The following is a 23,045-nucleotide window of genomic DNA, read 5'->3' as shown; positions in this document are numbered from 1 at the left end:
TGCAGCCCGGCCAGCTCCAGCGCCCGTTCGGCGCGGCCGTTGATGGAGGCCATCCGGCCGGCGCGCTGCAGCCAGCGCCCGGCATGCGGCTCGCGCGACTGCGCGGCCAGCCGCACGTTCTCCCAGACCGTGAAGGGCAGGAAGATATTCGTCTTCTGGTAGCTGCGCCCCAGGCCGCGCCCGGAGATCTTCTCCGGGCGCCAGCCCGTCACGTCGTGCCCGCCCAGCATCACCGTGCCCGAGCTCGGCGGCAAATCACCCGACAGCAGGTTGGTCAGCGTCGACTTGCCCGCGCCATTGGGGCCGATCACCGCATGGATGTGGTTGCGCCAGAGATCGACCGACACGTCGTTCACCGCCGCCAGCCCGCCAAAGCGTTTGGTCAGCTTCTTTGCCGACAGCAGCAGTTCAGCCATGGTCGGCCTCCTTGCGCTTCATGAACTTTTGCGCCAGCCCGAGCAGGCCGCGCGGCGCAAAGGTCACCAGCAGCACGATGAACAGCCCCATCCAGAGCTGCCAGTGTTTGCCCAGATTGACGCTGCCCAATACCTCGAGGGTGGGCAAGTCCTTGAACAGGTGCAGCAGGTATTCAAAGGCAAAGGCGCCGACGATGGCGCCCGCAAAGTTGCCCATGCCGCCCAGGATCACCATCATGATGGCGTGCGCGCTCATGTGAAAGCCCATCAGCTCCGGGTTGATGTAGCCCGTCTGCGTGCCCCACAGGTAGCCGGCCAGCCCGGCCAGCGCGCCGGCCAGGGTGAAGGCCGCCAGCTTGTAGCCGAAGGTGCCATAGCCCATGGCCCGCATGCGGTGCTCGTTGACGCGGATGCCGGCCAGCGCCCGGCCAAACGGGCTCCACAGCAGGCGCCGCAAGAAGGCATAGACCGCCAGCAAGGTGGCCAGCGTGAAGTAGTACAGCGTGCGCTTGCCGTCCAGCTCAAACGGCGTCCAGCCAAAGAGTTCGGCACTGGGCTTGAAGTTGATGTAGAGACCGTCGGAGCCGCCCAGGATTTTGTTGTCAAAGAACAGGTAAAACACCATCTGGGCAAAGGCCATGGTGACCATGATGAAGTAGATGCCGTGGGTGCGCACCACAAAAAAGCCGATGACCAGCGCCGCCAGGCCCGAGGCCAGCACCGCCAGCGGCAGGGTCCACCACAGGCTGACGGCCTCGCCCTGCGGGGTGAGGAAGGCCAGGGCATAGCCGGCCAGGCCAAAGTAGGCGGCGTGGCCCAGCGAGACCAGGCCGGTGACGCCCTGCAGCAGGTCCAGGCTCATGGCAAAGATCGCCATGATCATCATGCGGGTCACCATCTGGGTGTAGAAGTCGGTGCCGGCGAAGGGGAAGGCGAGCAGGGCGATCAGGCCCAGCACGAGCGCCACCTGCACGCCGCGCGGCAGGACTTCAAGATTGGATTTTTGTGCGCTCATTGCTTGAACAGCCCTTCAGGTTTCCACAGCAGTACGCCGGCCATCAGCATGTAGACCAGCATGCCGGCCACCGAGGGCAGCAAGACCTTGCCGAAGGTGTCGACCAGCCCGACCAGCAGCGCAGAAATGAGCGCGCCGCGCACCGAGCCGATGCCGCCGATSACGACCACCACAAARCACATGATGAGCACCTGCGAGCCCATGTTGGGGTAGACGCTGGCGATCGGTGCGGCGATCATGCCGGCGACCGCCGCCAGGCCGACGCCCAGGGCAAACACCAGGGCGTGGATGCGCTTGATGTTGATGCCCAGGGACTCGGCCATCTCGCGGTTGAAGGCGCCGGCGCGTATCTTCATGCCCAGGCGGGTCCTGGAGATCAGCCCGTACAGGCCCAGCGCCAGCGCGATGCAGACGCCGGACATGAAGAGGCGGTAGACCGGGTAGGACAAATTCTCCGTGAGGGGAATGGAGGCGCCGAGGAGCTCGGGAATGGTCACGCCGTGCACGTCGTCGCCCCAGAGGATGGAGCGCAGCTCTTCAAAGATGTAGATCAGCCCGAAGGTCAGCAGCACCTGGTCGAGGTGGTCGCGCTGGTAAAAGTGGCGAAACAGCAGCCATTCGAGCGCCAGGCCAAAAATAACGGCGAGCACGGCGCCGCCCAGGATGGCCAGGGTCAGGCTGCCGAACTGGGCGCTGAGCGACCAGGCCAGGTAGGCGCCCAGCATGTAGAAGCTGCCGTGCGCCAGGTTGACCACGCCCATGATGCCGAAGATCAGGGTCAGGCCGGCGGCCAGCATGAACAGCAAGAGGCCGTACTGCACGCTGTTGAGCAGCTGAATGAGGAAGTTGGCTAAATCCATAAATCGGTTTCAGGTGTGCCGGCGCGTCAGCAACAAAAGACTGCCCATGAGCGTGAAAAGACTGCCCGAACCGCGGTTGAACCACCGTACGGCACGGCTGGAGCGCAGCAAAGGCGCGATGCGTGAAACGCCCAGCGCGCAGCAGGTGAGCACCGTGAATTCAAAGGCCATGAAGGTGAGGGCGAGGATGGCGAATTGCGGCACAAAGGGTGCAGCGGGGTTCAGGAATTGCGGGAAAAAGGCCGCAAAAAACAGCACTGCCTTGGGGTTGCTGGCGCCGACCAGAAAACCGCGCAGGAAAAACGAGCGGCGCTGCGTGGGCGTACTTTCGCTGGCCGTGCCGTCAAACACGGCCGCCTCGCTGCGAAAAGTCTTGATCCCCAGCCAGATCAAATACGCCGCTCCAATGACCTTGGCCACGGTGAAGGCGGTTTCAGACGCCGCCAGCAGCGCGCCCAGGCCCATGGCCGACAGCAGCATGACGCACAGCACTGCGGCGACGCTTCCCGCGGCGGAAGTCATGGCCTTGCGCGGGCCGTGGTTGAGCGCATTCGTCATGCACATCAGCATGGTGGGACCCGGCGTGAGAATCAGCAGAGCGACCGCGGCGACGTAGAGGAGGTAGGTGGTGAGCGTCATGGTGGTGAAGATAGCATCGCTACAAGACGGCAAGCACGCGCCGTACCAGTTTGTTAAAAAAAGAGGCAGAACAGCTAGCTGCGCGCAGTGAACGAGCGTGGGGGCTCTTCATCCCGGCAGGGGCCGCGGGGCTGGCTTTGCCAGACCGCAGGCGCAGCGGCCCCCGCGGGGGGCAGGGAGCTACACGCAGTGAGCGACCGTGGGGGCCATGCCTAGCCCATCTTGCAGCCGGCACCGGAGTCGGCCAGTGCCTTGGCCGCAACGCCGAGCACCTTGTTTTCCTTGTTTTCCACCACACGCAGGTACATGTCCTGCACCGGGTTGTGCGACTTGCTCATGGTCCACTTGCCGCGCGGGCTGTCTATGGTGGCGCCTTCCATGGCCTTGTAGAGCGCTGGCTTGTTGGCCAGGTCGCCCTTGACGGCATTGGCGCCCTGGATCAGCAGCAGGCCGGTGTCATAGCCCTGCACGGCGTACACGTCCGGTTGCGCCTTGAAGGCCTTGGCGTAGTCGAGGCGGAATTTCTTGTTGCGCGGTGTGTCCAGCGAGTCGCTGTAGTGCATGGTGGTGATGATGCCGTCCGCGGCAGGACCGGCCGCGTCCAGCACGCCTTCGGTCAGGAAGCCGGAGCCGTAGAGCGGGATCTTGCCTTTGAGGCCTGCCGCTGCATAGTCGCGGATGAACTTCGCGGCGCCGCCGCCGGCGAAGAAGCAGGCCACCGCATCAGGCTTGAGTGCGGCGATTTCGGTCAGCAGCGCCTGGAATTCAACGTTGGGGAAGGGCAGGCCCAGTTCCTTGATGATGGTGCCGCCGGCCGCGGTGTAGCTTTCCTTGAAGCCTTCAAAGGCCTCGTCGCCGGCTGCATATTTCCAGGTGATCCACACGGCCTTTTTATGGCCCTTTGCAATCATGGCCTGGCCCAGTGCTCGGGTGGGTTGGGAGTTGCTGAAGGAGGTGCGGAACACATTGGGTGCGCACAGGCTGCGGGTGGCGGCATGCACACCGGCGTTGGGAATCAGGCTCAGTACGCCGCTGTCACGCGCGACCTTCTGGATGCCCATCTGCACACCGGAGTGCACCGTGCCGACCAGCACGTCGACCTTGTCGCGTTGCACCAGCTTGCTGGCGTTTTCAATGCCTTTGGAGGGCTCGGACTCGTCGTCGACCTTGAAGTACTCGATCTCGCGCCCGCCCAGCTTGCCGCCTTGCTCATTGATCGCCAGGCGAAAGCCGTTTTCAATGGCCACCCCGAGCTGGGCAAAGGTGCCGGTGTAGGGCAGCATGAAGCCCACACGCACCTTGCCGGACTGTGCGCGCACGATTTCGGGCAGCAGCAGGCCAGTGGATGCGGCGCCGATAACGGCAGCACTGCGGGTCAAAACGAGTCGGCGTGAGGTCATGGAAAAACTCCTGGTTGAGACGGAAACGTACCAGACGGATATTAAGGGTGCGGTGCGCCTGCAGCCCTAGTGTAAAACCCGAGATTGAAGATTAAATTGTTTATGTCTAAAGCAATTGCCGTGCCCGTTTGAAGCTGCTTCAAGCAGTTTGAACAATCTTCCGCAGCCTTTATCTGGCTTGCTGGGTCTGGCGCAGCTTGAAGCGCTGTATCTTGCCGGTCGCAGTTTTGGGCAACTCGTTCACAAACTCTATCCAGCGCGGGTACTTGTAGGGCGCCAGCAGCTGCTTGACGTGGGCCTGCAGCTCCTCGGCGGTCGCGCTCTGGCCGGACTTCATCACCACATAAGCCTTGGGTTTGACCAGCTGGTCGGCGTCCATCACCCCGATCACCGCGACCTCGAGCACGGACGCGTGGCTCATGAGGCAGGCTTCCACCTCGAACGGTGAGACATAAATGCCGCCCACCTTGAGCATGTCGTCGCTGCGTCCGCCGTAGGTGTAGAAGCCGTCGGCATCGCACGTGTACTTGTCGCCGCTCCGGGTCCATTCGCCGGCAAAGGTGGCCTTGGTTTTGGCGCGGTTGTTCCAGTACATCAGGGCAGCGCTCGGGCCGTTGATCTGAAGCTCGCCGATTTCGCCGACGCCACATTCGTGTCCATCGTCGGCCACGATGCGCAGCGAGTAGCCCGGCACGGCCTGGCCGGTGGTGCCGTAACGCACTTCGCCGGGCCGGTTGCTCAGGAAAATATGCAGCATTTCCGTCGAGCCAATCCCGTCCAGGATGTCACAGCCATACTGCGCCGTCCATTTCTTGCCAATCTCGGCAGGGAGGGCTTCGCCGGCGCTGGTGCAAATGCGCAAACGGAGTTCGGATTTCGCCGGCCGGGCCGGGTCTGCCAGCAGGGCGGCATAGAGGGTGGGTACGCCGTAGAAGATGGTGGGCTGGTATTTCCTGAGCACCCCAAACACCTCGGCCGGTGTGGGGCGTGCCGGCAGCAGCACTGTGGTGGCGCCCACGCTCATCGGGAAGGTCAGCGCATTGCCCAGGCCGTAGGCGAAGAACAGTTTGGCAGCGGAATACACCACATCCGATTCCTGGATTCCCAGCACCGCCCGGCCATAGAGTTCGGCTGTCTGGATCAGGTGACTGTGCAGGTGGACCGTACCCTTGGGCGCACCCGTGGAGCCGCTGGAATACAGCCAGAAGCAGGCCTCGTCGGCGCAGGTGTCCGCGACGGTTTTTGTGGCTGAAGCGTTACGCACCAGTTGGCTTACCGTGGGGTAGGTTGGGGAATCTTCGGCGTCCGCGACGATGACGGTCTTGAGTGTTTCCACCTTGCCCAACAGCGGTTCAAACGCCGGCAGCAGGGCCTGCGAGACGATGAGCCCCCGGGCGCGCGAGTCGCGCAGCATGAATTCAAAATCCTGGCTGGTGAGCAAGGTGTTGGCAGCGACGGGGACCACACCGGCCAGGATGCAGCCCAGGAATGCGACAGGCCACTGGGGCGTGTCCAGCATCGCCAGCATGACGCGGCTTTCGGGCGCGAAGCCCTGGTCCCGCAAGGCATTGGCAAAGCGCCGGGATTGCGCGGCAAGTTCGCCGTAGGTAAGTTGCTCTCCACTCAGGCCGTTGATGAAGGCGACCTTGTCGGGGCGCTGCGCATTGCGCTCGAGCAGGTCGTGCGCGGCGTTGTAGTCGCGGGGTATGTCCACCAGGGGAGGGCTTGCCGAATGATCGGCGCGACTCAGTTGCATGCGTGTCTCCGGTTACTTCTATTTGTATCGCTTATTTCACCTGTTAATCAAGAGCGAGAGAGAACAAAGACAGAGCAACAACGAGGGGCGAGTCACGGTTTTCCTGTTCTCAGGCGGTGGCCGGGCTGCTCCCCACGGCTTGCAACGCTTCGGCGAGCCACTGGCGGCACCATTCGGTGCCCTCCGTTTCGGGCACGGTGCCGCTGCTGGCGTCGTGACACCAGACCTCGCCGATGCGCTGAGCGCCAAGATCCTGCAGGCGCTCGTCAAATTGCTTGCCGCCAAAGCAGAATGTCTGCGCGTGGGCACTGTCACCAAGCGCGATCACGCCGTAGCGCACCTGGCCCAGGAACTGCGGCTGGGAGCCCAGTGATTCATACAGGGCGCGGGCATTGTCCGGGACATCGCCCGCACCATAAGTGGAGGTGCAGATGAGATAAAGCGCATCTTCTGCCTGGGCGGCATCAAAGGTCGTGATGTCCAGTGCGTCCATCAACTGGATGTCGATGCCGCTCACCAGGTCTGCGCAATCCATCTGAATTGCCTGTGCCACATGGTCGGCGGTGCTGGTCACGGTGCCCACCAGGATTTTGAGCTTCATCGAATAATCTCCGGAAAAAGTATGTGGCAAGTTGTCAAAGACAGCGCACCGCGGCATTCGCGCCAGTCGGCTCGAGCATCAAGGTTAAGCGATATTTTTAAGCGATATTTGCGCCGCGTTCGCCGAGCAGTTCGCGCAGCAGCGAGCGGTGGCAGCGCGCCTCGTTGTCGCAGTAACAGCCCACGGAAAAATTGGTGCGCTGCGACAGCGCGGCCAGCAGGTCCAGGCTGCGGCTGGCATCCGGCTCGGCCATCTCGGCGCGGTATTTCTTTCTGAAAACGACCCAGTCGCGGTCACCCTCCGGGCCGGACTGGGCAGACTGGCCCAGTTTCATGGTTTCCACGCTCGGCGCGAGGTTGGGGTACCAGACGTCGTACCAATTTTGTGACGAGAACTGGCTTTTGGGGACGCCGCGGGGAGGTCTTCGGACCGTGCCTATGCGCAGGCCTTCGTCGGCGCCGCGGGCTGTACCCAATTTGACGATCCTCACAGTCATGCCAGTCTCCTCGTTTTGCGGTCTGGCCTCCTGTCGGGCCAAGCGTTGCGGACAGCGGTTTTTTTTGGAGCAACACTATTTGAAGCTGAAATCGGTTCGAAGCCCTGTCGGGTCCAAGGCCTTCAAGGCGTTTCGAATCCACAGTTCGATTATTCCGGTGTGAGAGCCCATCTTGTGGCGGTGCGGGCGCTGTCCGGCATCTTTCCGGCATGAGAGATTGCAAAAAAATACGCGGTGCCTGCAGAATCGCCTCTGTCCGCGCTACAATAGCAGACTAGTCGGAGTGTGGCGCAGTCTGGTAGCGCACCTGGTTTGGGACCAGGGGGTCCAAGGTTCGAATCCTTGTACTCCGACCAACGAATTCATCAAAAAAGCTCACCTGTGTGGGCTTTTTTTGTATCTGCGTTTCATACCTGCCCGTAGCTCAGTTGGATAGAGCATCAGCCTTCTAAGCTGAGGGTCGGGGGTTCGATCCCCTCCGGGCAGGCCACGGCACCGGGCCAGCGTGCCGTGGCATTCGCTGCGCTTCATCCTCCTCCCGCCTGACCTCTTTCCTGCTCCCTTAAATCTCACGGATCGTCCGCCTTACAGCGCTTCCTGGCTGGTTTTGGCTTGCTTGTCGATGCACTTTTGCGGCAAACAGCTTTAACTTTTGAGTACATTGTTGTCGACATAATTGTTTACTTTAATGTTGAGAGTGTTCAATCAAGGAAGGATACTCTCATGAGAAGTTCAATATCCCGGCCTGGCGGCTGGAAGGTCATCAGGCTTGTGCCGGCGTGGGCCGCCCTGGCTTTGCTGGCTTTGGGTTCGGCCTTCGCGGAGCCACTGCGCGTTGCGGGAAACTTCGCGGCGAATCACTCCAGCAGCCTGGCAATGGCCCAGTTCAAGCTGGACGTCGAAAAGGTCTCCATCGGGCAGATCCAGGTCGAGGTCTTCCCGGCCATGCAGTTGGGCAGTGCCCAGGACAATGTGGACCAGGTTCGCAGCGGGAAGCTGTTCATGACCTGGATCTCGACGGCCTACCTTTCGCGCACGGTCCCGGAGCTGTCGGTACTCAGCATTCCATTTCTGTTTACCGACCGTCAGATCGCCTTTAAGGTCGTCGACGGCAAGGTTGGCGCCATGCTGGGAGGCAAGTTCGCCGCCAAAGGTTTTTTACCCCTGGGCTTCATGGAGTTGGGGCCACGTCAGCTGACCAACAGCCAGCGACCAGTCCGCTCGATCACTGATCTGAAAGGGCTGAAGCTGCGTCTGCAGCCGGATGAAATCCATATCGCGACGTTTCAGGCGTTGGGCGCGAACCCGGTGAAGATGGACATCAAGGAGGTTTATGGCGCGCTGCAGTCCGGTGCGCTGGATGCCCAGGAGAACCCCTTTGCCGTGATCCGGGACCGGAACTTCCATGAGGTGCAGAAGTACCTGACCAACACCTCGCATTTTTTCGATTTCATCGTGCTGGTCGCCAACAAGCAAAGGTTCGAAGCGCTCAAGCCGGAGCACCAGAAAATCATTCAGGACGCGGCCACCAAGGCGGTCATCGCGCAGCGGACCTCTGCCGCCGCGGAAGATATCGGCGCGATTGTCGATCTGGCAAACAGGGGCATGAAGTTTGAACCCGTGCGCCCTTCGTTCCGGGCCGACATGCGCAAGGCGACGGAAGGTATCGTCGACAGCGTGCGCCAAAAAGCCGGCGCGGACCTCGTTCAGGCTACCCTGGACGCCGCCGTGCGATAAGGACGGCGGCCTCAGCGGCCCCGCAGTTACCGCTTTGCGTACTGTGTCTTGCCAAACAGGATGTCGCGTTCCTTGTCGCCCGTGAGCGGGCGGCGCAGGTCCGCCAACACCTGTACGCCGCGCTGTACGGCCGGGCGGGCGCTGACGAGGTCGAACCACTTTTTCAGGTGGGGGTAGTCGGCCCAGTCGATGCCATGGTTGGCCCAGTTGCGCAGCCAGGGGAAGATGGCCACATCGGCAATGGTGTACTGGTTGCAGGCGATGAATTTGCTGGTGGCCAGCTGCCTGTCCATCACGCCGTAGAGCCGCCTGGTTTCATTGGTGTAGCGGTTGACGGCGTAGTCGATCTTTTCGGGTGCGTACTGGCGAAAGTGGTGGGTCTGGCCGATCATGGGGCCCACGCTGCCCATCTGGAACATCAGCCATTGCAAAACCTGGAATTTGAGCCGGTCGCTTTTCGGCAGCAGCTTGCCGGTTTTGGCGGCCAGGTAGAGCAGGATGGCGCCGGACTCAAACAGTGAAATGGGCTTGCCGTCCGGGCCATCGGGGTCGACCAGTGCGGGAATCTTGTTGTTGGGGCTGAGGGCGAGAAAGTCCGGCTTGAACTGGTCGCCTTTGCCGATGTTGACCGGAAAGGCCTGCCAGTCACGGCCGAGGCGAAAGCCGCACTCCTCGAGCATGATATGGACTTTGTGGCCATTGGGAGTGGGCCATGAGTAAACGTTGATCATTGGTGTTTCCGTGTTTTCTTTGGTACCAGGGTGCCTGCTGCACTGTAAAAGAAAAGCAGAAATCCTGTTGGAGCGGCTCTGAAACATGCGGATGTCCTGCGGCGCGGATATTCGCTGCGTGGCCTGGAGGGGCGCTGTTTCTCAAATGGCCCTGAAACGGTCCTGAAACGCGAGCCGACATTTGGCGACATTTGCGCTCTGGACAGACATGGGCGCGCCGCGCAACACACAAATAAGCCGTCGGCAGCCATGGGCTGTATGGCGCCGGGCCCGTCAAAAACCCGAAGCGGCTCAGGCGCCGCGCGTCACCGGCATGTCGATGTCACCAGGCATCGCCAGATGTTTGGCCAGTTCCAGCTTGGCCAGGGATGCGCGGTGCACTTCGTCCGGCCCGTCGGCCAGGCGCAGTGTCCGCTGGTGCGCATAGGCGTAAGCCAGCGGGAAATCGTCCGACACGCCGCCGCCGCCATGCGCCTGGATGGCCCAGTCGATGATCTGGCAGGCCATGTTGGGCGCCACCACCTTGATCATGGCAATCTCGGCCTTGGCGACCTTGTTGCCCGCGGTGTCCATCATGAAGGCGGCCTTGAGCGTCAGCAGGCGGGCCTGCTCGATCATGCAGCGGGCTTCGGCAATGCGCTCTTCCCACACCGACTGGCGGGCGATCGGCTTGCCGAAGGCGGTGCGGGTGTTCAGGCGCTTGCACATCAACTCGAGCGCGCGCTCGGCAATCCCGATGCTGCGCATGCAGTGATGAATGCGTCCGGGGCCAAGCCGGCCCTGGGCGATTTCAAAGCCGCGGCCCTCGCCGAGCAGCAGGTTGGCGGCGGGCACGCGCACATTGGTCAATCGCACCTCCATATGCCCGTGCGGTGCGTCGTCGTAGCCAAAGACGGAGAGCGGGCGAATCACCGTGATGCCTGGTGTGCTGGCGGGCACCAGGATCATCGATTGCTGTTCATGGCGGCCGGCATCGGGGTTGGTCTTGCCCATGACGATGTAGATGGCGCAGCGCGGGTCGCCCGCGCCGGACGACCACCACTTGAGGCCGTTGAGAACATAGTCGTCGCCGTCGCGTTCAATGCGGCACTGGATGTTGGTGGCGTCGGACGAGGCGACCTCGGGTTCGGTCATCAGGAAGGCCGAGCGGATCTCGCCCTTGAGCAGCGGGTCCAGCCACTGGTCCTTGTTGGCTTCGGAGCCGTAGCGTGCAATGGTCTCCATGTTGCCGGTGTCGGGTGCCGAGCAGTTGAACACCTCGGCTGCAAACGGCACGCGGCCCATGATTTCGCACAGGGGCGCGTATTCGAGATTGGACAGGCCTTCAGGCGCGCGCGGGGAGTGCGGCAAAAACAGGTTCCAGAGGCCGGCGGCGCGTGCCTTGGGTTTGAGCTCTTCAATGATGGCCGTGGGAATCCAGGCGTTTCCCTTGGCCCGGTTTTCGGCGATTTCCCGAAAGAAGCGGGCTTCGTTCGGGTAGACATGCGCCTCCATGAACTTCAACAGGCGCGCCTGCAGTTCCTTGACCTTGGGGGTGTAGCTGAAATCCATGATGTCTCCTGCAGGGGGTGTTGGTGAGGGGGTAAAAAAATTGCCAGCGTCAGCGTCAGCGCTGGCTTTCAAGCGCAAAGCCCCAGGCCATTTTGGCCAACAGCGGTGCGCCCGCTGCCGAGCTGACCGCCTGCGCGCTGGAGGCGGTACCGGCTTCCACCCGTTTGGCAATGCCCTGCAAAATGGCGGCGAGGCGAAACAGGTTGTAGGCCAGGTAAAAGTTCCAGTCGGCCTTGAGGGCTTCGGGTGTGGCCAGGCCGGTGCGCTCGCAATAACGGCGGATGTATTCGGCTTCCGAAGGAATGCCCAGGCTGGCGACGTCCAGGCCGCCAATGCCGCGAAACGCGCCCGGTGGTATGTGCCAGGCCATGCAGTGGTAGCTGAAGTCTGCCAAGGGATGGCCCAGGGTGGACAGCTCCCAGTCGAGCACTGCCAGCACGCGCGGCTCGGTGGGATGAAACATCAGGTTGTCGAGCCGGAAGTCGCCGTGCACGATGGAGACCATGCTGTCATCGCGCGCGCCGGCAGGGATATTGGCTGGCAGCCACTGGATCAGCGAATCCATCTCGGGAATCGGTTGGGTAATGGAGGCAGCGTACTGCTTGCTCCAGCGGCCAATCTGGCGCTCAAAGTAGTTGCCGGGCTTGCCGTAATCGGCCAGGCCCCGTTCCGCAAACTTCACGGTGTGCAGGGCGGCGATCACGCGGTTCATCTCGTCATAGATCTCGCCGCGCTGGGCGTTGGTCATCCCGGGCAGGGACTGGTCCCAGAGGACCCGGCCCTCGACGAACTCCATCACATAAAAAGCCCGCCCGATCACGGACTCGTCTTCGCACAGGCAGTGCATTCTGGCGACGGGCACGTCGGTGCCCTGCAGACCCTGCATGACCTTGAATTCGCGCTCCACCGCGTGGGCCGACGGCAGCAGCCTGGCCACGGGGCCCGGTTTGGCCCGCATGACATAAGACCGCCCCGGTGTGATCAGCTTGTAGGTCGGGTTGGACTGGCCACCCTTGAATATCTCGACGGTCAGCGGTCCCTCGAAACCCTCGAGGTGCTGTTTCAGATAGGTGCTGAGGACGTCGATGTCAAAGACCTGCTGCCCGGAAACGGCCCGAGTGCCTACAAAATGATCGAAATTGCTCATGGGCTTATTTGTCCATATCGGCTTCGGAGATGCGCATCAGGGCTTCGCGGTTTCGCACCACCAGGCCCCCTGGCTCGATGCGGATGGCCTCCTCGCGCTCCATGGACTTGAGCTCCTGGTTGACGCGCTGGCGGGAGGCTCCCAGCAACTGGGCCAACTCCTCCTGGGCCAGCTGCAGGCCGATACGTATTTCCTGGCCGTCGGCCAGGCTGGGCACGCCGTAGCAGCGCACGAGGTGCAACAGCTGCTTGGCCAACCGGGCCCGCAGGGGCAGGGTGTTGAGGTCTTCCACCAGGCCGAAGAGCTGACGGAGGCGGCGTGCATGGAGCCGCAGCATGGCCTCGTAGAGCTCCACATGGGCCGCCAGAATTTTTCTGAAATCGGCCTTGGCCACGCACAGGATCGTGGTGTCGCCGTGCGCATACGCGTCGTGCGTGCGGCGGTCGCCGTCGAAAATCGCCACGTCGCCAAACCAGATGCCTGGCTCGACATAGGTCAGGGTGATCTGCTTGCCCGAGAGGGAGGTGGAGCTTACGCGCACGGCTCCCTTCGCGCAGGCAATCCATTCTTCCGGCGGATCGCCGCGGGCGGCAATCAGTTCGCCGTCTTTGTAGCGTTTGACGTAAGCGCATCGCAGGATGTCGTGCCTCAGGGACGGGGACAGTGATGAAAACCATCGACCACTGTTGATGGCCGCTCTTTCATCTATCGTAAGAATAGGATCGTCCATGGCCTGTCTTTTAAGTGACTAACAAGACCACCATTGTCACCCCAGGCACGCCCCTTGCGCCACCCCGCTGTCACCTCGGCGTCGCGGGGGGAACTCGCTGTTCTAACCTGTCACGCAGGCACGCCCGATGCGGCCGGGACTCCCGTAATCCCGGTGTGGCGGGGCGAGCGCGCTGCAGATGAGCCTCATCTTTTGGGCTATCGCTTCCCATGCAAAGCAAGTTCTGCCACTGCGCTTTGCCATCCGTCTGGCCATGCATTACCGTCACCGGTTGGCGGAGCAAAACCGGCGGCTCCTCAGCGGTACTGCGGTGTGCGCTTTTCCAGGAATGCGGCGATGCCCTCGCCGCCATTGCTGTGGTGCAGGTTGCGCACGAAATGGTCGCGCTCGCAGGCCAGTTGCTGGCTCAGGGTGTTTGAGGACGCCTCATTGATGAGCTCCTTGATGCTGGCCAGCGCATTGGGCGCGCGCGCATTGAGTTGCCCGGCCATCCTGAGCGCTTCACTCAGGGCGTCGCCCGCGGATGCGACCTTGTTCACCAGGCCAAAGTCATGCAGGCGCTGGGCGCTGATGCGTTCGCCGCCCATGAGCAGCTCGCTGGCAAGGGCGCGCGGCAGAGAGCGCGCCAGGCTCCAGCTGCCGCCACCGTCGGGAGACAGCCCGACCGTGCTGTAGGACATCACAAAGACAGCGTTGCTTGCGGCGACGACAAAGTCGCAGGCCAGTGCCAGCGAAAAGCCGGCCCCGGCCGCCGCACCTTCGACCGCTGCAATCACGGGCTTGGGATAGGTGCGGATCGAGTCAATCCAGTTGTGCAGCCCTTCGATGCTCTGGGCCTGGACCTCGGGTGCCTCGCGCCGGTTGGCCTGCAGGCGCTGCAGGTTGCCGCCCGCGCAGAAGATCGCGCCCTCGCCGGTGATGACCACGCTGCGGATGTCAGGATTGTTTTCGGCGGCGTTGAGCGCCTCAATGCCCGCCGCGTAAATGTCGGGACCCAGGGCATTCCTGAACTCCGGGTTGCTGATCGTCAGGATAAGGGTCTGGCCCTCACTGGTACCTTTGATTGCGCCTGCCATGTCAGTTCTTTCGGGGTGTTGAGTTGGCCACGAAGGCCGCAATTCGCAGGTCTGCCACCAGTGGGGGCCGCGGAACTGGCTTTGCCAGGCCGCAGGCGCCGCCCCCTGGAGGGGGGAAGGTGCTACACGAAGTGAGCATCCGAAGGGGGTGATTCATTCCCATCCGACGGGGGTGTTTCACTCCTCATGCATCAGGCTCAGGCCAATGGCGCCGCGGCGGCGCAGCCACGGGGAAGGGCGGTAGCGCTGGTCGCCGTAGACGGTTTGCATGTTGAACAGCACCTCCAGCACGTTGGTGGGCCCGTAGCGGTCGCCCATGGCGAGCGGCCCGAGCGGGTAGCCCAGCCCCAGCGTCACGGCAGTTTCAAGATCTTTCGGGCTGCAGATGCCTTGCTGGCAGATGTCGCTGGCAATGTTGACGATGGTGGCCACGACGCGCTGCGTGACAAATCCGCCGCTGTCCCGTATCACGCTCACCGCCTTGCCGTCCCGGGCGAACAGGGCATGGGCGGCGTCGCGCATGTCGGTACGGGTGGCCGGGTTGGTGGCCAGGACCCGCCGCCGGGTCGCCGCGTCATCAATCAGCATGTCTATACCCACGGTACGCGCCGGGTCCAGCCGCTCCACCACGGCCACCGTGGTGATGTCAAACCCCAGGGGCGCCACCACCACCAGGGCCTGGGGCGACGCGGACTGGCCCGTTTCGATTTTGGCGCCGAGATTTTTCAGCAATTGCAGCAATTCCGAGCGCCGGGATGCTCTGGGCGAAACCCAGACCGGCGGCATTTCTGCGACCTGGGGCACAGGTGCTTCGGCCGGAAGCTGCATGACACCGTCGGCATAACGGTAAAAACCTTCGCCGGTCTTGCGGCCAAGCATGCCGCCCGCCAGCCGTTGCGCCGTGATGACGCTGGGGCGGTAGCGCGCTTCCTCGTAGTACTGGTGGTAAATGGACTCCATCACGGGATGCGACACATCCAGCGCGGTCAGGTCCATCAACTCGAAGGGGCCCAGCTTGAAGCCGGCCTGGTCCCGCAGGATGCGGTCTATGGTGGCGAAATCAGCCACGCCTTCGCTGACGATGCGCAGCGCTTCGGTGCCATAGCCCCGCCCCGCATGGTTGACGATGAAGCCGGGAGTGTCCTGGGCCTGCACCGGCGTGTGCCCCATCTGGCGGGCATGGCTGGCCAATGCGCTGCACACGGCTGCATCGGTTTTGAGGCCGGCGATGACCTCCACCACCTTCATCAGCGGAACGGGATTGAAAAAGTGGTAGCCGGCGAAGCGTTCCGGGTGTTTGAGCGCGGCCGCAATGGCGGTCACGGACAGCGACGAGGTGTTGGTCGCAAGCACGGTATGCGCCGACACGATGGTCTCGAGTTCGGCGAATAGGGCTTTCTTGACGTCCAGCCGCTCCACAATGGCTTCCACAATCAGTTCGCAGTCCGCCAGATCGGCCAGCGTGCCGGCCGTCAGAAGGCTGGCCTTGTGGCTGGCCGCAGCGGTGGTTTCCATCCGGCCTTTTTCCACCAGCTTGTCCCACTGCGCGCAGATGGCCTCCCGCGCCTTTTCCGCCGCGCCCGCCTGGTTGTCCATCAACTTGACGACGCTCCCGGCTTGCGTGGCAATCTGGGCAATGCCACGGCCCATGGCACCTGTGCCAACAATGCCAACGGTTTTGTAAATTGGTTTCATGGAAAAGGATTATTACGCAGGCGCAAACGACAGGACTGTGCCGCAATCCTGCTCGCGAGAAGATGCCCGGCTGCGACTGCCTCTGGCATGCGCCGGTGGCACAGCCGCAGGATATCTTGAGGGAGAAACCCGGGCAACAGAAAAAAAGCGGATTCCGGCTGAGGCTGGAGGCCATTGAATCCGGCCTCCCGTGCCAGCGTTGGCCCAGTGCTGGCAGTACCCGGCATCAGGGCAAATCAGCGGCGCACTTGCAGGGCACCGGGGTTGACGATGTTTGTCGGCGTTCCCTTGATGAAGTTCACGACATTGTCAAAGGCCGCCCCGAAATACATTTCATAACTGTCTTGCTCCACGTAGCCGATATGGGGTGTGCAGATACAGTTTTCCAGGCGCAGCAGTGCGTGGCCTTGCAAAATCGGTTCGGACTCAAAGACATCGACAGCCGCCAGTCCGGGGCGTCCGCGGTTGAGCGCGGCAATCAGGGCCTCAGGCTCGATCAACTCGGCCCGCGAGGTATTGACCAGCAAGGCAGTTGATTTCATGCGTGACAAATCTTCGAGGGTCACGATGCCGCGTGTTTCATCATGCAGACGCAGATGCAAACTGAGCACGTCGCTTTGCTCAAAAAATTCGGCTTTGCTGTCGGCAATTTCAAAACCGTCAGCCTGCGCCCGTTCGCGCGATGCTTCCCGCCCCCAGACGATCACTCGCATGCCAAACGCCCGGCCATAGCCGGCGATGATTTGTCCGATCTTGCCGTAGCTCCACACCCCCAGTGTCTTGCCCTTGAGAACTGAGCCAATGCCAAAATTGGGCGGCATGGAGGCGGCCTTGAGGCCGGCTTGCTGCCAGGCGCCGTGCTTCAGGTGTGATACGTAGTGGGGAATGCGGCGCATCGCAGCCATCACCAGTGCCCAGGTCAACTCGGCAGGTGCGGTCGGTGACCCAATGCCTTCCGCCACCGCAATGCCGCGCTCGGTGCAGGCTGCAATATCAATATGGCTGCCAACGCGGCCGGTCTGGGCAATCAGCTTGAGTTTGGGCAGTTTTTCAATTACCTGCCTGTTCAGCTGCGTCCGTTCGCGAATCAGCACGATTACATCGGCATCCTTGAGTCGGACGGACAGCTGGCCTATGCCTTTGACCGTGTTGGTGTAGACCTTGGCAGGGTATGCATCCAGTTTGGCCGCGCAGTTCAGTTTTCGCACGGCATCCTGATAGTCATCGAGGATCACAATATTCATGCCGATATTGTGCCTGCAAGATTTTTCTTCCCTCCGAACCGTGGCGCCTGAAAGCCGTCAACTTGTATCGGAAGGAAACCTGTTCCCCATGCCCCTGCAGTTCAGGGGCCGATGAGTGCGCGGCGCCACGGTGCCACGGTGCCGTGGGCTAACGGCCGTGGCAGGCTCAAAGTGTCAAAGGCGCACCGGCTTTACTGGACTGCGGTCTCACGTTGAGCCATGCGCTCGAGTTCTGCACAGACGTCAGACATGCGACCGGATATGACCATGCGGCCAGCGCAAGCGGGGCCGACGGCCGCGTCAAACTCGCGCACCACCTTCAAGCGGCTGGTGGCGGAGGTTTTTGCTGCCGCGGCATGTGCGGCGGCCGCGCACCGCCGGGAGGGAGTGCTGCCAGGCTTGAAGGGCACGGCCAGCTGATGGGGTGTGCGCCGGGTGCGGGCCGGGGCGGAAAACGGGTCTGAAGCGGACTGCGCAGGCACAAACCACGCCGCCAGGGCCTGCATGGGGGCAAGCAAAACCGAGAATACGGGTGAATTTGAAAAACTGACGATTCCCATGATGAACTCCTGAATTAGAGAGGCTTGCGCCCCAATGTTTACAGGCAGGATTTCGGGCTGGCTAAATCGCCAGTGGGGCCGCAACGCCAGGGTGTTGGCCAATCAATGACCAAACGCCCGCCACCTGTCGTGCGACCAGAAAGGGTTGTCTAGATGAGCATGGTGTTGCGGATCAAACCAACCGCGAGGCCCTCGAGCTCGAAGGGTTCGCCGGGCTCGACCACAATGGTTTTGAAATCCGGGTTCTCAGGCAACAATTCAATCAGATGCTTGGTGCGCCGAAAACGCTTGACCGTCACTTCGTCGCCGATACGGGCCACGACAATTTGGCCGTTCCTGGCTTCCTTGGCCTGTTTGACGGCCAGCAGATCGCCGTCCATGATGCCGGCATCCCGCATGCTCATGCCGCGCACCTTGAGCAGGTAATCAGGTTGTCGCTGAAACAGGCTGCTTTCAAAATAATAGGTCTGCTCGATGTGTTCCTGCGCGAGAATCGGGCTGCCAGCAGCAACCCGCCCCACCAGAGGCAGGGCGAGTTGGGCCAGGCTTTGCAACGGCAGGGAAAACTGTTTGACTCTGGACTCATGGATGGAGCGCAAGGTGTCGCTGCGCAGGCGTATGCCGCGCGAAGTGCCGCTGACCAGTTCAATCACGCCTTTGCGGGCCAGGGCTTGCAGGTGCTCTTCAGCGGCGTTGGCGGATTTGAAGCCCAATTCGTTGGCGATTTCGGCGCGGGTTGGCGGAGCGCCGGTGCGGGCGATGGCACTCTGGATCAATTCCAGGATTTGCTGCTGCCGAGCTGTGAGCTTGGGACCTTCGGAGGATAAATGCGGAAATTCGTTCAGGATGCTCATGACCGGGACTCCTTGATTCGTCAGCCTGGATTGGGTTGGATGCACCGGCCCGCTGAGGGATGACCGCGTACCTTGCCTTGTATTTACCTGTTTTAATATCCAGTACCTGTATTTTCATCCAGTTTTTCAAAGAACGCAAGTCCCCTTCTTATCCTTCTTATGAATCGTCAAACCATTGTGATTTTGGGTACCGGCGGCACGATTGCCGGCCGGGCCGCGACCGCCTCGGACAACATCGGCTACACCGCCGCAGAGGTTGGTATTGATCGGCTGGTGGCGGCGATTCCCGGGCTGGCCGAAGCCGGCCCTGTGGTCACCGAGCAGGTTGCGCAGCTCGATAGCAAGGACATGAGCTTTGCCGTGTGGGCGAAGCTGGCCGGGCGCGTCAACCACTTTCTGGCGCAGCCTGATGTCGAGGGGATCGTCATTGTCCACGGCACCGACACGCTGGAAGAAACCGCGTATTTTTTACAGGCGGTGTGCAGCCCCGCCAAGCCGGTGGTGCTGACTTGCGCCATGCGTCCGGCCACGGCCCTGGTACCGGACGGCCCGCAGAACATGCTGGATGCCGTGGCCGTGGCCCGCCACGCCGGCGCCAGGGGCGTGGTGGCCGTATGCGCTGGCACCATCCATACAGCGCGGGACGTGCAGAAGGTGCATCCCTACCGGCTGGACGCCTTCAGTTCGGGCGATGCGGGCCCGCTGGGCTATGTCGAAGAAGGGCGCCTGAGGTTATTGAGGAGTTGGCCTGAAGCTGACGAAAACCGGGCGCCGGACACCCTGAAAATAATAGCGGCCCTGGGCAGCGGGGCTGACTGGCCGCATGTTGAGATCGTCATGAGCCATGCCGGTGCCAGTGGCGCAGTGGTGGAAGCCCTGATGTCGCGGGGAGTGCGGGGCCTGGTTGTCGCCACAACGGGCAACGGCACCATCCATCATGCGCTGGAAGCTGCTTTGCTCCAGGCACAGGCCAGCGGCATCACGGTGGTTCGCGCCACGCGCTGCCCCGACGGCCAGGTGCTGCCCAAGCCGGGGGATCTCATTCCCGATTCAAAGGGGCTCAGCCCGGTGAAGGCGCGGGTGGACCTGATGCTCCGCCTGCTGAGCTGAGGCCCGGTGCATGCCGTTCAGGAGAACGGCCCGATGAGGCTTTGGGCCGCCTCAGCTCGACAGGGCCTTGAAGGCTCTTTCCGTGATTTCATCGACCCCGCCCATGCCGCTGATGGCGCGGTATTTGGGGGCGGCGTGGGGCGAAGTTTTCGCCCAGCTTGAGTAGTACTCCACCAGTGGACGGGTTTGCGCGCTGTAAACCTCCAGCCGCTTGCGCACGGTCTCTTCCTTGTCGTCTTCGCGCTGGATCAGCGGCTCACCGGTGACATCATCCTTGCCTTCGACTTTGGGCGGGTTGTATTTCACGTGGTAGGTGCGGCCCGAGGCCGTGTGCGAGCGGCGCCCGCTCATGCGCTCGATGATGGCTTCAAAAGGCACATCGATTTCAAGCACATAGTCAATCTTCACGCCGGCAGCTTTCATGGCGTCGGCTTGTGGAATGGTGCGGGGAAAACCGTCAAACAGGAAGCCATTGGCGCAGTCGGGCTGGGCAATGCGTTCCTTCACCAGGTTGATGATCAGGTCATCGCTCACGAGCGCGCCGGCGTCCATGACTTTTTTGGCTTCTATGCCTAGCGGGGTTCCTGCCTTGACGGCTGCACGCAGCATGTCACCGGTGGAAATCTGGGGGATGCCGTACTTTTGGCAGATGAAGGTCGCTTGCGTCCCCTTGCCCGCGCCAGGCGCGCCCAACAAAATCAGTCTCATGGATGTCCTCGGATTTTTATGAATTCAGGAAGTCAACCCGGGAGTTCGGCGCGCCGGTATCTCCATGGGCTGCTTGACAGGTGTTGAGGGCTGCCAGCACGTCATGCAAACCTCACCCCTGCTTTTTGTACAAGGATAGCATGTACACCCCTGACGGCAGCTTACACAGACGCCGGGGTGAGCTGGCTGGCCGCTATGAAAAGAGCTCGCGTGCCCTGGCCAGATCTTCCGGCGTATCCACACCCAGGCCCGGTGCCTTATCGGTAATGTGCACGGCAATCCGGTACCCATGCCAGAGGGCGCGCAATTGTTCCAGTGACTCCAGTTGCTCCAGCGGCGCCTGGGGCAGGGTAGGGAACTGCCGCAGAAAGCCCACGCGGTAGCCATAGATGCCGACGTGGCGCAGCGGTTTGGGCAGCTTGCTGCCCTTTTCGCCATCTTCCCACCAGGCGGTGCCGGCGAAGTCGCGTGCCGCAGGAATCGGCGAGCGGCTGAAGTACAGCGCGGTCTGGCGCGCATCCAGCACCACCTTGACGATATTGGGATTGAGCAGGTCAGCCATCTGGTCAATCGAATGCGCTGCCGTGCTCATGGCGCAGTCAGGCCGTTCATTGAGCAGGTGTGCCACGGCGTCGATGAGGGCCGGGTCGATCAGGGGCTCGTCACCCTGCACGTTCACGACGATGTCATCGTCAGCCAGGCCGAGCGCGGTGCAGGCTTCCGCCAGCCGGTCGCTGCCGCTGGGGTGGTCGGCACGCGTCAGGACCGCGGCAATGCCGAACGCCTTGCATTTTTCGATGATGTCGGCGCTGTCGGTGGCGACCACCGTGCTGGCGGCGGTGCTTTGCATGGCACGCTGCGCCACCCGCACCACCATCGGTGTCCCGCCGATGTCGGCCAAGGGTTTGTTGGGCAGGCGCGTAGAGGCCAGGCGAGCTGGAATGAGGACGGTGAAACTCATGCTCATGCTCATGTGGGCAGGAAACCGGCAACCATCACAGTCCCAGCTCCTCGTCGGTCAGGGTTCGGGCTTCGTTTTCCAGCAGCACGGGCAGTCCGTCACGCACCGGGTAGGCCAGCCGCGCGCTGCGGGAGATGAGTTCCTGTTTTTCCCGGTCGTAGACCAGGGGACCCTTTGTCACGGGGCAGACCAGCAGTTCAAGCAGTTTGGTATCCATGGCTTGATGGTAATTGAGAAAGCAGGGGCGCCAACAGTGCATCAAGCGCCCCAAAAAAGCCCGGTTCGGGCGAAAACACCAGCGGAATGGCCAAAAGGTGCAATGGCGCCAGGCCCGGCTTGCCAAACAGTTTGACCGCATCCTTCTCGGTGCACAGGACTGTCTTGCCTGCACAAGCCGCGAGATCGTCGGCGCCAAAGTCGTGATGATCGGGCAATGACAGGGTTTGCTCCAGTACCAGGCCGCGTGCCCTGAGCATGGCAAAGAAGGCTTCGGGATTGGCAATGCCGGCCAGTGCCACAAGAGGCCGGCCCTGCAGCGCGGCCAGGGCGATCTGGCTGCCATCGGCAGCAATGGCATGGTCAGCCAGTTGCCGGCTGGAGGTGAATCCTTCAAAGGCCGGCTTCAGGCCGGTGTGCAGCACCAGGTCCAGGCCTTGCTGCTGGCGCTCTGGCCACGGTTCGCGCAGTGGGCCGGCCGGCAGCAGCCAGCCGTTGCCGACACCCCGGTCATCAAACACGGCAATTTCAATATCCCGCTGAAGGGCGTAGTGCTGCAAGCCGTCGTCGCACACCACGACGGCCGTGGAGGGGTATGCCGCCAGCAGCAGGCGCACGGCATCCGTCCTTTTTTTTGCCACAAAAACAGGAGCGTTTGTGGCACGTTTTATAAGGGCCGGTTCATCACCCGCCTGGGCCGCAGGTGTCCCGGCACCCACTTCCAGACTTTCATGGCCGGACCGTCCGTAGCCGCGTGACACCACGCCGACATGCAGGCCCTGCGCCTGCAAATGCCGCACCAGGGCCAGCACCAGCGGCGTTTTGCCCGCGCCACCGGCCACGACATTGCCGACCACGATCACCGGAACCGCAAAGCGACGGGATTCGAGCATGCCGCTGCGATACAAGGTCCGGCGCAGGCGCACGACCAGGCCGTGGAGCTGCGCCAGTGGCCAGAGCAGGCAGGCCAGCCAGCCTCGTGTGAGCCAGGCCCTCACCAACAGGTTTCTCACGCGTTTCTCGCCATTTTGTGAAGGGAGAGCCGGCCGCAAGCCCCGAAAGCTATTTCGCGCCGGCCATGGCGCTGCTTTGGGTGGCGAAGGTGATCTGCGTCAATCCCTGGCGGCGGGCCGCTTCCATGACCGTGATCACCGCCTGGTGTGTGGCGCTGGCATCGGCGCTGATGATGATGATGCTCTCTTTGCCGGCTTTTGCCGCTTCGAGCAGTGCCGCACCGAGCACCCCGATCCCGCGGCCTTCCACCAAAGTCTTGTTGACCATGTAGCGGCCATCGCTGCTGACCGCGACGATGACCTCTTTGGGGTAGTCACGCTGCTGCTCAGCGTCGGCCACTGGCAGTTTTACCTGCAGCTCGGTGAACTTGCTGTAGGTTGTGGACAACATCAGGAAGATGAGTACAACAAGCAACACATCGATAAAGGGGATCAGGTTGATCTCCGGTTCATCATGCGGATGGGGGCGGAAGTTCATGAGCCGCTGCCGCCGGCGAGGCTCCGCGCCTTGCCCGAAGTGAAAAGCAGG

Annotated in this window: 24 protein-coding genes and 2 tRNA genes; 4 read left to right on the top strand and 22 right to left on the bottom strand. The window is 62.2% G+C overall.

Going from position 1 to position 23,045, the window contains the following annotated elements; genetic code table 11:
- The 8 genes from AC1DUR_RS17245 to AC1DUR_RS17210 all read right to left on the bottom strand — a co-directional run.
- The coding region (locus AC1DUR_RS17245) for an ATP-binding cassette domain-containing protein (RefSeq protein ID WP_477721766.1) at nucleotides 1-416 on the bottom strand (416 nt) is incomplete at its 3' end.
- A complete protein-coding gene (locus AC1DUR_RS17240) occupies nucleotides 409-1,431 on the bottom strand; it encodes a branched-chain amino acid ABC transporter permease (protein WP_477717353.1) in 1,023 nt (340 codons plus the stop codon). The genes AC1DUR_RS17245 and AC1DUR_RS17240, both read right to left, overlap by 8 nt.
- Nucleotides 1,428-2,291, bottom strand: coding sequence for a branched-chain amino acid ABC transporter permease (locus AC1DUR_RS17235; RefSeq protein ID WP_477717352.1), 864 nt, complete (start codon nucleotides 2,289-2,291; stop codon nucleotides 1,428-1,430). Before AC1DUR_RS17235 ends, AC1DUR_RS17240 begins: the two co-directional genes overlap by 4 nt.
- A 9-nt stretch (nucleotides 2,292-2,300) precedes the next feature.
- Nucleotides 2,301-2,930, bottom strand: a complete 630-nt coding sequence (locus AC1DUR_RS17230) for a LysE family translocator (RefSeq protein ID WP_477717351.1) — start codon at nucleotides 2,928-2,930, stop codon at nucleotides 2,301-2,303.
- Between the two features lie 212 nt (nucleotides 2,931-3,142).
- The gene (locus AC1DUR_RS17225) at nucleotides 3,143-4,330 is read right to left on the bottom strand and encodes an ABC transporter substrate-binding protein (RefSeq protein ID WP_477717350.1); all 1,188 of its coding nucleotides are present in this window, start codon (nucleotides 4,328-4,330) and stop codon (nucleotides 3,143-3,145) included.
- Nucleotides 4,331-4,499: 169 nt separating this feature from the next.
- On the bottom strand, nucleotides 4,500-6,086 hold the full coding sequence (locus AC1DUR_RS17220; RefSeq protein ID WP_477717349.1) for a benzoate-CoA ligase family protein: 1,587 nt from the start codon (nucleotides 6,084-6,086) through the stop codon (nucleotides 4,500-4,502).
- 109 nt (nucleotides 6,087-6,195) lie between these two features.
- Complete coding sequence (locus AC1DUR_RS17215) at nucleotides 6,196-6,687, bottom strand: flavodoxin domain-containing protein (protein WP_477717348.1); 492 nt, start codon at nucleotides 6,685-6,687, stop codon at nucleotides 6,196-6,198.
- Between the two features lie 97 nt (nucleotides 6,688-6,784).
- Nucleotides 6,785-7,183: a DUF488 domain-containing protein gene (locus tag AC1DUR_RS17210; RefSeq protein ID WP_477717347.1), complete on the bottom strand. Its 399-nt coding sequence runs from the start codon at nucleotides 7,181-7,183 to the stop codon at nucleotides 6,785-6,787.
- A gap of 279 nt (nucleotides 7,184-7,462) precedes the next feature.
- Between AC1DUR_RS17210 and AC1DUR_RS17205 the strand changes: the two genes are divergently transcribed.
- The 3 genes from AC1DUR_RS17205 (at nucleotide 7,463) to AC1DUR_RS17195 (ending at nucleotide 8,920) form a co-directional block, all read left to right on the top strand.
- A tRNA-Pro gene (locus AC1DUR_RS17205) sits at nucleotides 7,463-7,539 on the top strand.
- A gap of 57 nt (nucleotides 7,540-7,596) precedes the next feature.
- A tRNA-Arg gene (locus AC1DUR_RS17200) sits at nucleotides 7,597-7,673 on the top strand.
- Nucleotides 7,674-7,906: 233 nt separating this feature from the next.
- The gene (locus tag AC1DUR_RS17195) at nucleotides 7,907-8,920 is read left to right on the top strand and encodes a TRAP transporter substrate-binding protein (protein WP_477717524.1); all 1,014 of its coding nucleotides are present in this window, start codon (nucleotides 7,907-7,909) and stop codon (nucleotides 8,918-8,920) included.
- Nucleotides 8,921-8,946: 26 nt separating this feature from the next.
- Here AC1DUR_RS17195 and AC1DUR_RS17190 read toward each other — a convergent pair whose 3' ends face one another.
- The 9 genes from AC1DUR_RS17190 to lexA form a co-directional block, all read right to left on the bottom strand.
- Entirely contained in the window at nucleotides 8,947-9,651 is a 705-nt protein-coding gene (locus tag AC1DUR_RS17190) for a glutathione binding-like protein (RefSeq protein WP_477717346.1), read from the bottom strand.
- Between the two features lie 291 nt (nucleotides 9,652-9,942).
- The gene (locus AC1DUR_RS17185) at nucleotides 9,943-11,202 is read right to left on the bottom strand and encodes an acyl-CoA dehydrogenase family protein (RefSeq protein ID WP_477717345.1); all 1,260 of its coding nucleotides are present in this window, start codon (nucleotides 11,200-11,202) and stop codon (nucleotides 9,943-9,945) included.
- A gap of 55 nt (nucleotides 11,203-11,257) precedes the next feature.
- Nucleotides 11,258-12,349, bottom strand: coding sequence for a phosphotransferase family protein (locus tag AC1DUR_RS17180; protein ID WP_477717344.1), 1,092 nt, complete (start codon nucleotides 12,347-12,349; stop codon nucleotides 11,258-11,260).
- Between the two features lie 4 nt (nucleotides 12,350-12,353).
- On the bottom strand, nucleotides 12,354-13,079 hold the full coding sequence (locus AC1DUR_RS17175) for a Crp/Fnr family transcriptional regulator (protein ID WP_011483871.1): 726 nt from the start codon (nucleotides 13,077-13,079) through the stop codon (nucleotides 12,354-12,356).
- A gap of 296 nt (nucleotides 13,080-13,375) precedes the next feature.
- Nucleotides 13,376-14,155 (bottom strand): oxepin-CoA hydrolase, alternative type, encoded by a 780-nt coding sequence (locus tag AC1DUR_RS17170; protein WP_477717343.1) that lies wholly within the window; start codon nucleotides 14,153-14,155, stop codon nucleotides 13,376-13,378.
- A 177-nt stretch (nucleotides 14,156-14,332) separates the two neighbouring features.
- The gene (locus AC1DUR_RS17165) at nucleotides 14,333-15,850 is read right to left on the bottom strand and encodes a 3-hydroxyacyl-CoA dehydrogenase (protein ID WP_477717342.1); all 1,518 of its coding nucleotides are present in this window, start codon (nucleotides 15,848-15,850) and stop codon (nucleotides 14,333-14,335) included.
- A gap of 236 nt (nucleotides 15,851-16,086) precedes the next feature.
- Nucleotides 16,087-17,094: a D-2-hydroxyacid dehydrogenase family protein gene (locus AC1DUR_RS17160; protein WP_477717341.1), complete on the bottom strand. Its 1,008-nt coding sequence runs from the start codon at nucleotides 17,092-17,094 to the stop codon at nucleotides 16,087-16,089.
- Between the two features lie 191 nt (nucleotides 17,095-17,285).
- A complete protein-coding gene (locus tag AC1DUR_RS17155; RefSeq protein ID WP_477717340.1) occupies nucleotides 17,286-17,654 on the bottom strand; it encodes a hypothetical protein in 369 nt (122 codons plus the stop codon).
- Nucleotides 17,655-17,803: 149 nt separating this feature from the next.
- Nucleotides 17,804-18,508 (bottom strand): transcriptional repressor LexA, encoded by a 705-nt coding sequence (gene lexA, locus AC1DUR_RS17150; RefSeq protein WP_477717339.1) that lies wholly within the window; start codon nucleotides 18,506-18,508, stop codon nucleotides 17,804-17,806.
- A gap of 159 nt (nucleotides 18,509-18,667) precedes the next feature.
- Here lexA and AC1DUR_RS17145 point away from each other — a divergent pair, with 159 nt between their 5' ends.
- On the top strand, nucleotides 18,668-19,618 hold the full coding sequence (locus AC1DUR_RS17145) for an asparaginase (RefSeq protein WP_477717338.1): 951 nt from the start codon (nucleotides 18,668-18,670) through the stop codon (nucleotides 19,616-19,618).
- A 51-nt stretch (nucleotides 19,619-19,669) separates the two neighbouring features.
- Here AC1DUR_RS17145 and adk read toward each other — a convergent pair whose 3' ends face one another.
- The 5 genes from adk to AC1DUR_RS17120 form a co-directional block, all read right to left on the bottom strand.
- The gene (adk, locus tag AC1DUR_RS17140) at nucleotides 19,670-20,326 is read right to left on the bottom strand and encodes an adenylate kinase (protein ID WP_477717337.1); all 657 of its coding nucleotides are present in this window, start codon (nucleotides 20,324-20,326) and stop codon (nucleotides 19,670-19,672) included.
- 193 nt (nucleotides 20,327-20,519) lie between these two features.
- The gene (gene kdsB, locus AC1DUR_RS17135; RefSeq protein WP_477717336.1) at nucleotides 20,520-21,299 is read right to left on the bottom strand and encodes a 3-deoxy-manno-octulosonate cytidylyltransferase; all 780 of its coding nucleotides are present in this window, start codon (nucleotides 21,297-21,299) and stop codon (nucleotides 20,520-20,522) included.
- Between the two features lie 22 nt (nucleotides 21,300-21,321).
- Nucleotides 21,322-21,504: a Trm112 family protein gene (locus tag AC1DUR_RS17130; RefSeq protein ID WP_477717335.1), complete on the bottom strand. Its 183-nt coding sequence runs from the start codon at nucleotides 21,502-21,504 to the stop codon at nucleotides 21,322-21,324.
- Entirely contained in the window at nucleotides 21,485-22,555 is a 1,071-nt protein-coding gene (gene lpxK / locus AC1DUR_RS17125; RefSeq protein WP_477717334.1) for a tetraacyldisaccharide 4'-kinase, read from the bottom strand. Before lpxK ends, AC1DUR_RS17130 begins: the two co-directional genes overlap by 20 nt.
- Nucleotides 22,556-22,565: 10 nt before the next feature.
- On the bottom strand, nucleotides 22,566-22,994 hold the full coding sequence (locus AC1DUR_RS17120) for an ExbD/TolR family protein (RefSeq protein WP_477717333.1): 429 nt from the start codon (nucleotides 22,992-22,994) through the stop codon (nucleotides 22,566-22,568).
- Nucleotides 22,995-23,045: the final 51 nt, after the last annotated feature.

The sequence above is a fragment of the Polaromonas sp. P4_F4 genome, assembly GCF_056401355.1.
Note: the sequence above shows the minus strand (reverse complement) of the source record. Positions and strands in the feature narration are given on the sequence as shown.

Coding starts and splice junctions, on each gene's coding strand:
- AC1DUR_RS17240 (WP_477717353.1), bottom strand. CDS start 1,431: ATGAGCGCACAAAAATCCAATCTTGAAGTCCTGCCGCGCGGCGTGCAG.
- AC1DUR_RS17230 (WP_477717351.1), bottom strand. CDS start 2,930: ATGACGCTCACCACCTACCTCCTCTACGTCGCCGCGGTCGCTCTGCTG.
- AC1DUR_RS17225 (WP_477717350.1), bottom strand. CDS start 4,330: ATGACCTCACGCCGACTCGTTTTGACCCGCAGTGCTGCCGTTATCGGC.
- AC1DUR_RS17220 (WP_477717349.1), bottom strand. CDS start 6,086: ATGCAACTGAGTCGCGCCGATCATTCGGCAAGCCCTCCCCTGGTGGAC.
- AC1DUR_RS17215 (WP_477717348.1), bottom strand. CDS start 6,687: ATGAAGCTCAAAATCCTGGTGGGCACCGTGACCAGCACCGCCGACCAT.
- AC1DUR_RS17210 (WP_477717347.1), bottom strand. CDS start 7,183: ATGACTGTGAGGATCGTCAAATTGGGTACAGCCCGCGGCGCCGACGAA.
- AC1DUR_RS17195 (WP_477717524.1), top strand. CDS start 7,907: ATGAGAAGTTCAATATCCCGGCCTGGCGGCTGGAAGGTCATCAGGCTT.
- AC1DUR_RS17190 (WP_477717346.1), bottom strand. CDS start 9,651: ATGATCAACGTTTACTCATGGCCCACTCCCAATGGCCACAAAGTCCAT.
- AC1DUR_RS17185 (WP_477717345.1), bottom strand. CDS start 11,202: ATGGATTTCAGCTACACCCCCAAGGTCAAGGAACTGCAGGCGCGCCTG.
- AC1DUR_RS17180 (WP_477717344.1), bottom strand. CDS start 12,349: ATGAGCAATTTCGATCATTTTGTAGGCACTCGGGCCGTTTCCGGGCAG.
- AC1DUR_RS17175 (WP_011483871.1), bottom strand. CDS start 13,079: ATGGACGATCCTATTCTTACGATAGATGAAAGAGCGGCCATCAACAGT.
- AC1DUR_RS17170 (WP_477717343.1), bottom strand. CDS start 14,155: ATGGCAGGCGCAATCAAAGGTACCAGTGAGGGCCAGACCCTTATCCTG.
- AC1DUR_RS17165 (WP_477717342.1), bottom strand. CDS start 15,850: ATGAAACCAATTTACAAAACCGTTGGCATTGTTGGCACAGGTGCCATG.
- AC1DUR_RS17160 (WP_477717341.1), bottom strand. CDS start 17,094: ATGAATATTGTGATCCTCGATGACTATCAGGATGCCGTGCGAAAACTG.
- AC1DUR_RS17155 (WP_477717340.1), bottom strand. CDS start 17,654: ATGGGAATCGTCAGTTTTTCAAATTCACCCGTATTCTCGGTTTTGCTT.
- lexA (WP_477717339.1), bottom strand. CDS start 18,508: ATGAGCATCCTGAACGAATTTCCGCATTTATCCTCCGAAGGTCCCAAG.
- AC1DUR_RS17145 (WP_477717338.1), top strand. CDS start 18,668: ATGAATCGTCAAACCATTGTGATTTTGGGTACCGGCGGCACGATTGCC.
- adk (WP_477717337.1), bottom strand. CDS start 20,326: ATGAGACTGATTTTGTTGGGCGCGCCTGGCGCGGGCAAGGGGACGCAA.
- kdsB (WP_477717336.1), bottom strand. CDS start 21,299: ATGAGCATGAGCATGAGTTTCACCGTCCTCATTCCAGCTCGCCTGGCC.
- AC1DUR_RS17130 (WP_477717335.1), bottom strand. CDS start 21,504: ATGGATACCAAACTGCTTGAACTGCTGGTCTGCCCCGTGACAAAGGGT.
- AC1DUR_RS17120 (WP_477717333.1), bottom strand. CDS start 22,994: ATGAACTTCCGCCCCCATCCGCATGATGAACCGGAGATCAACCTGATC.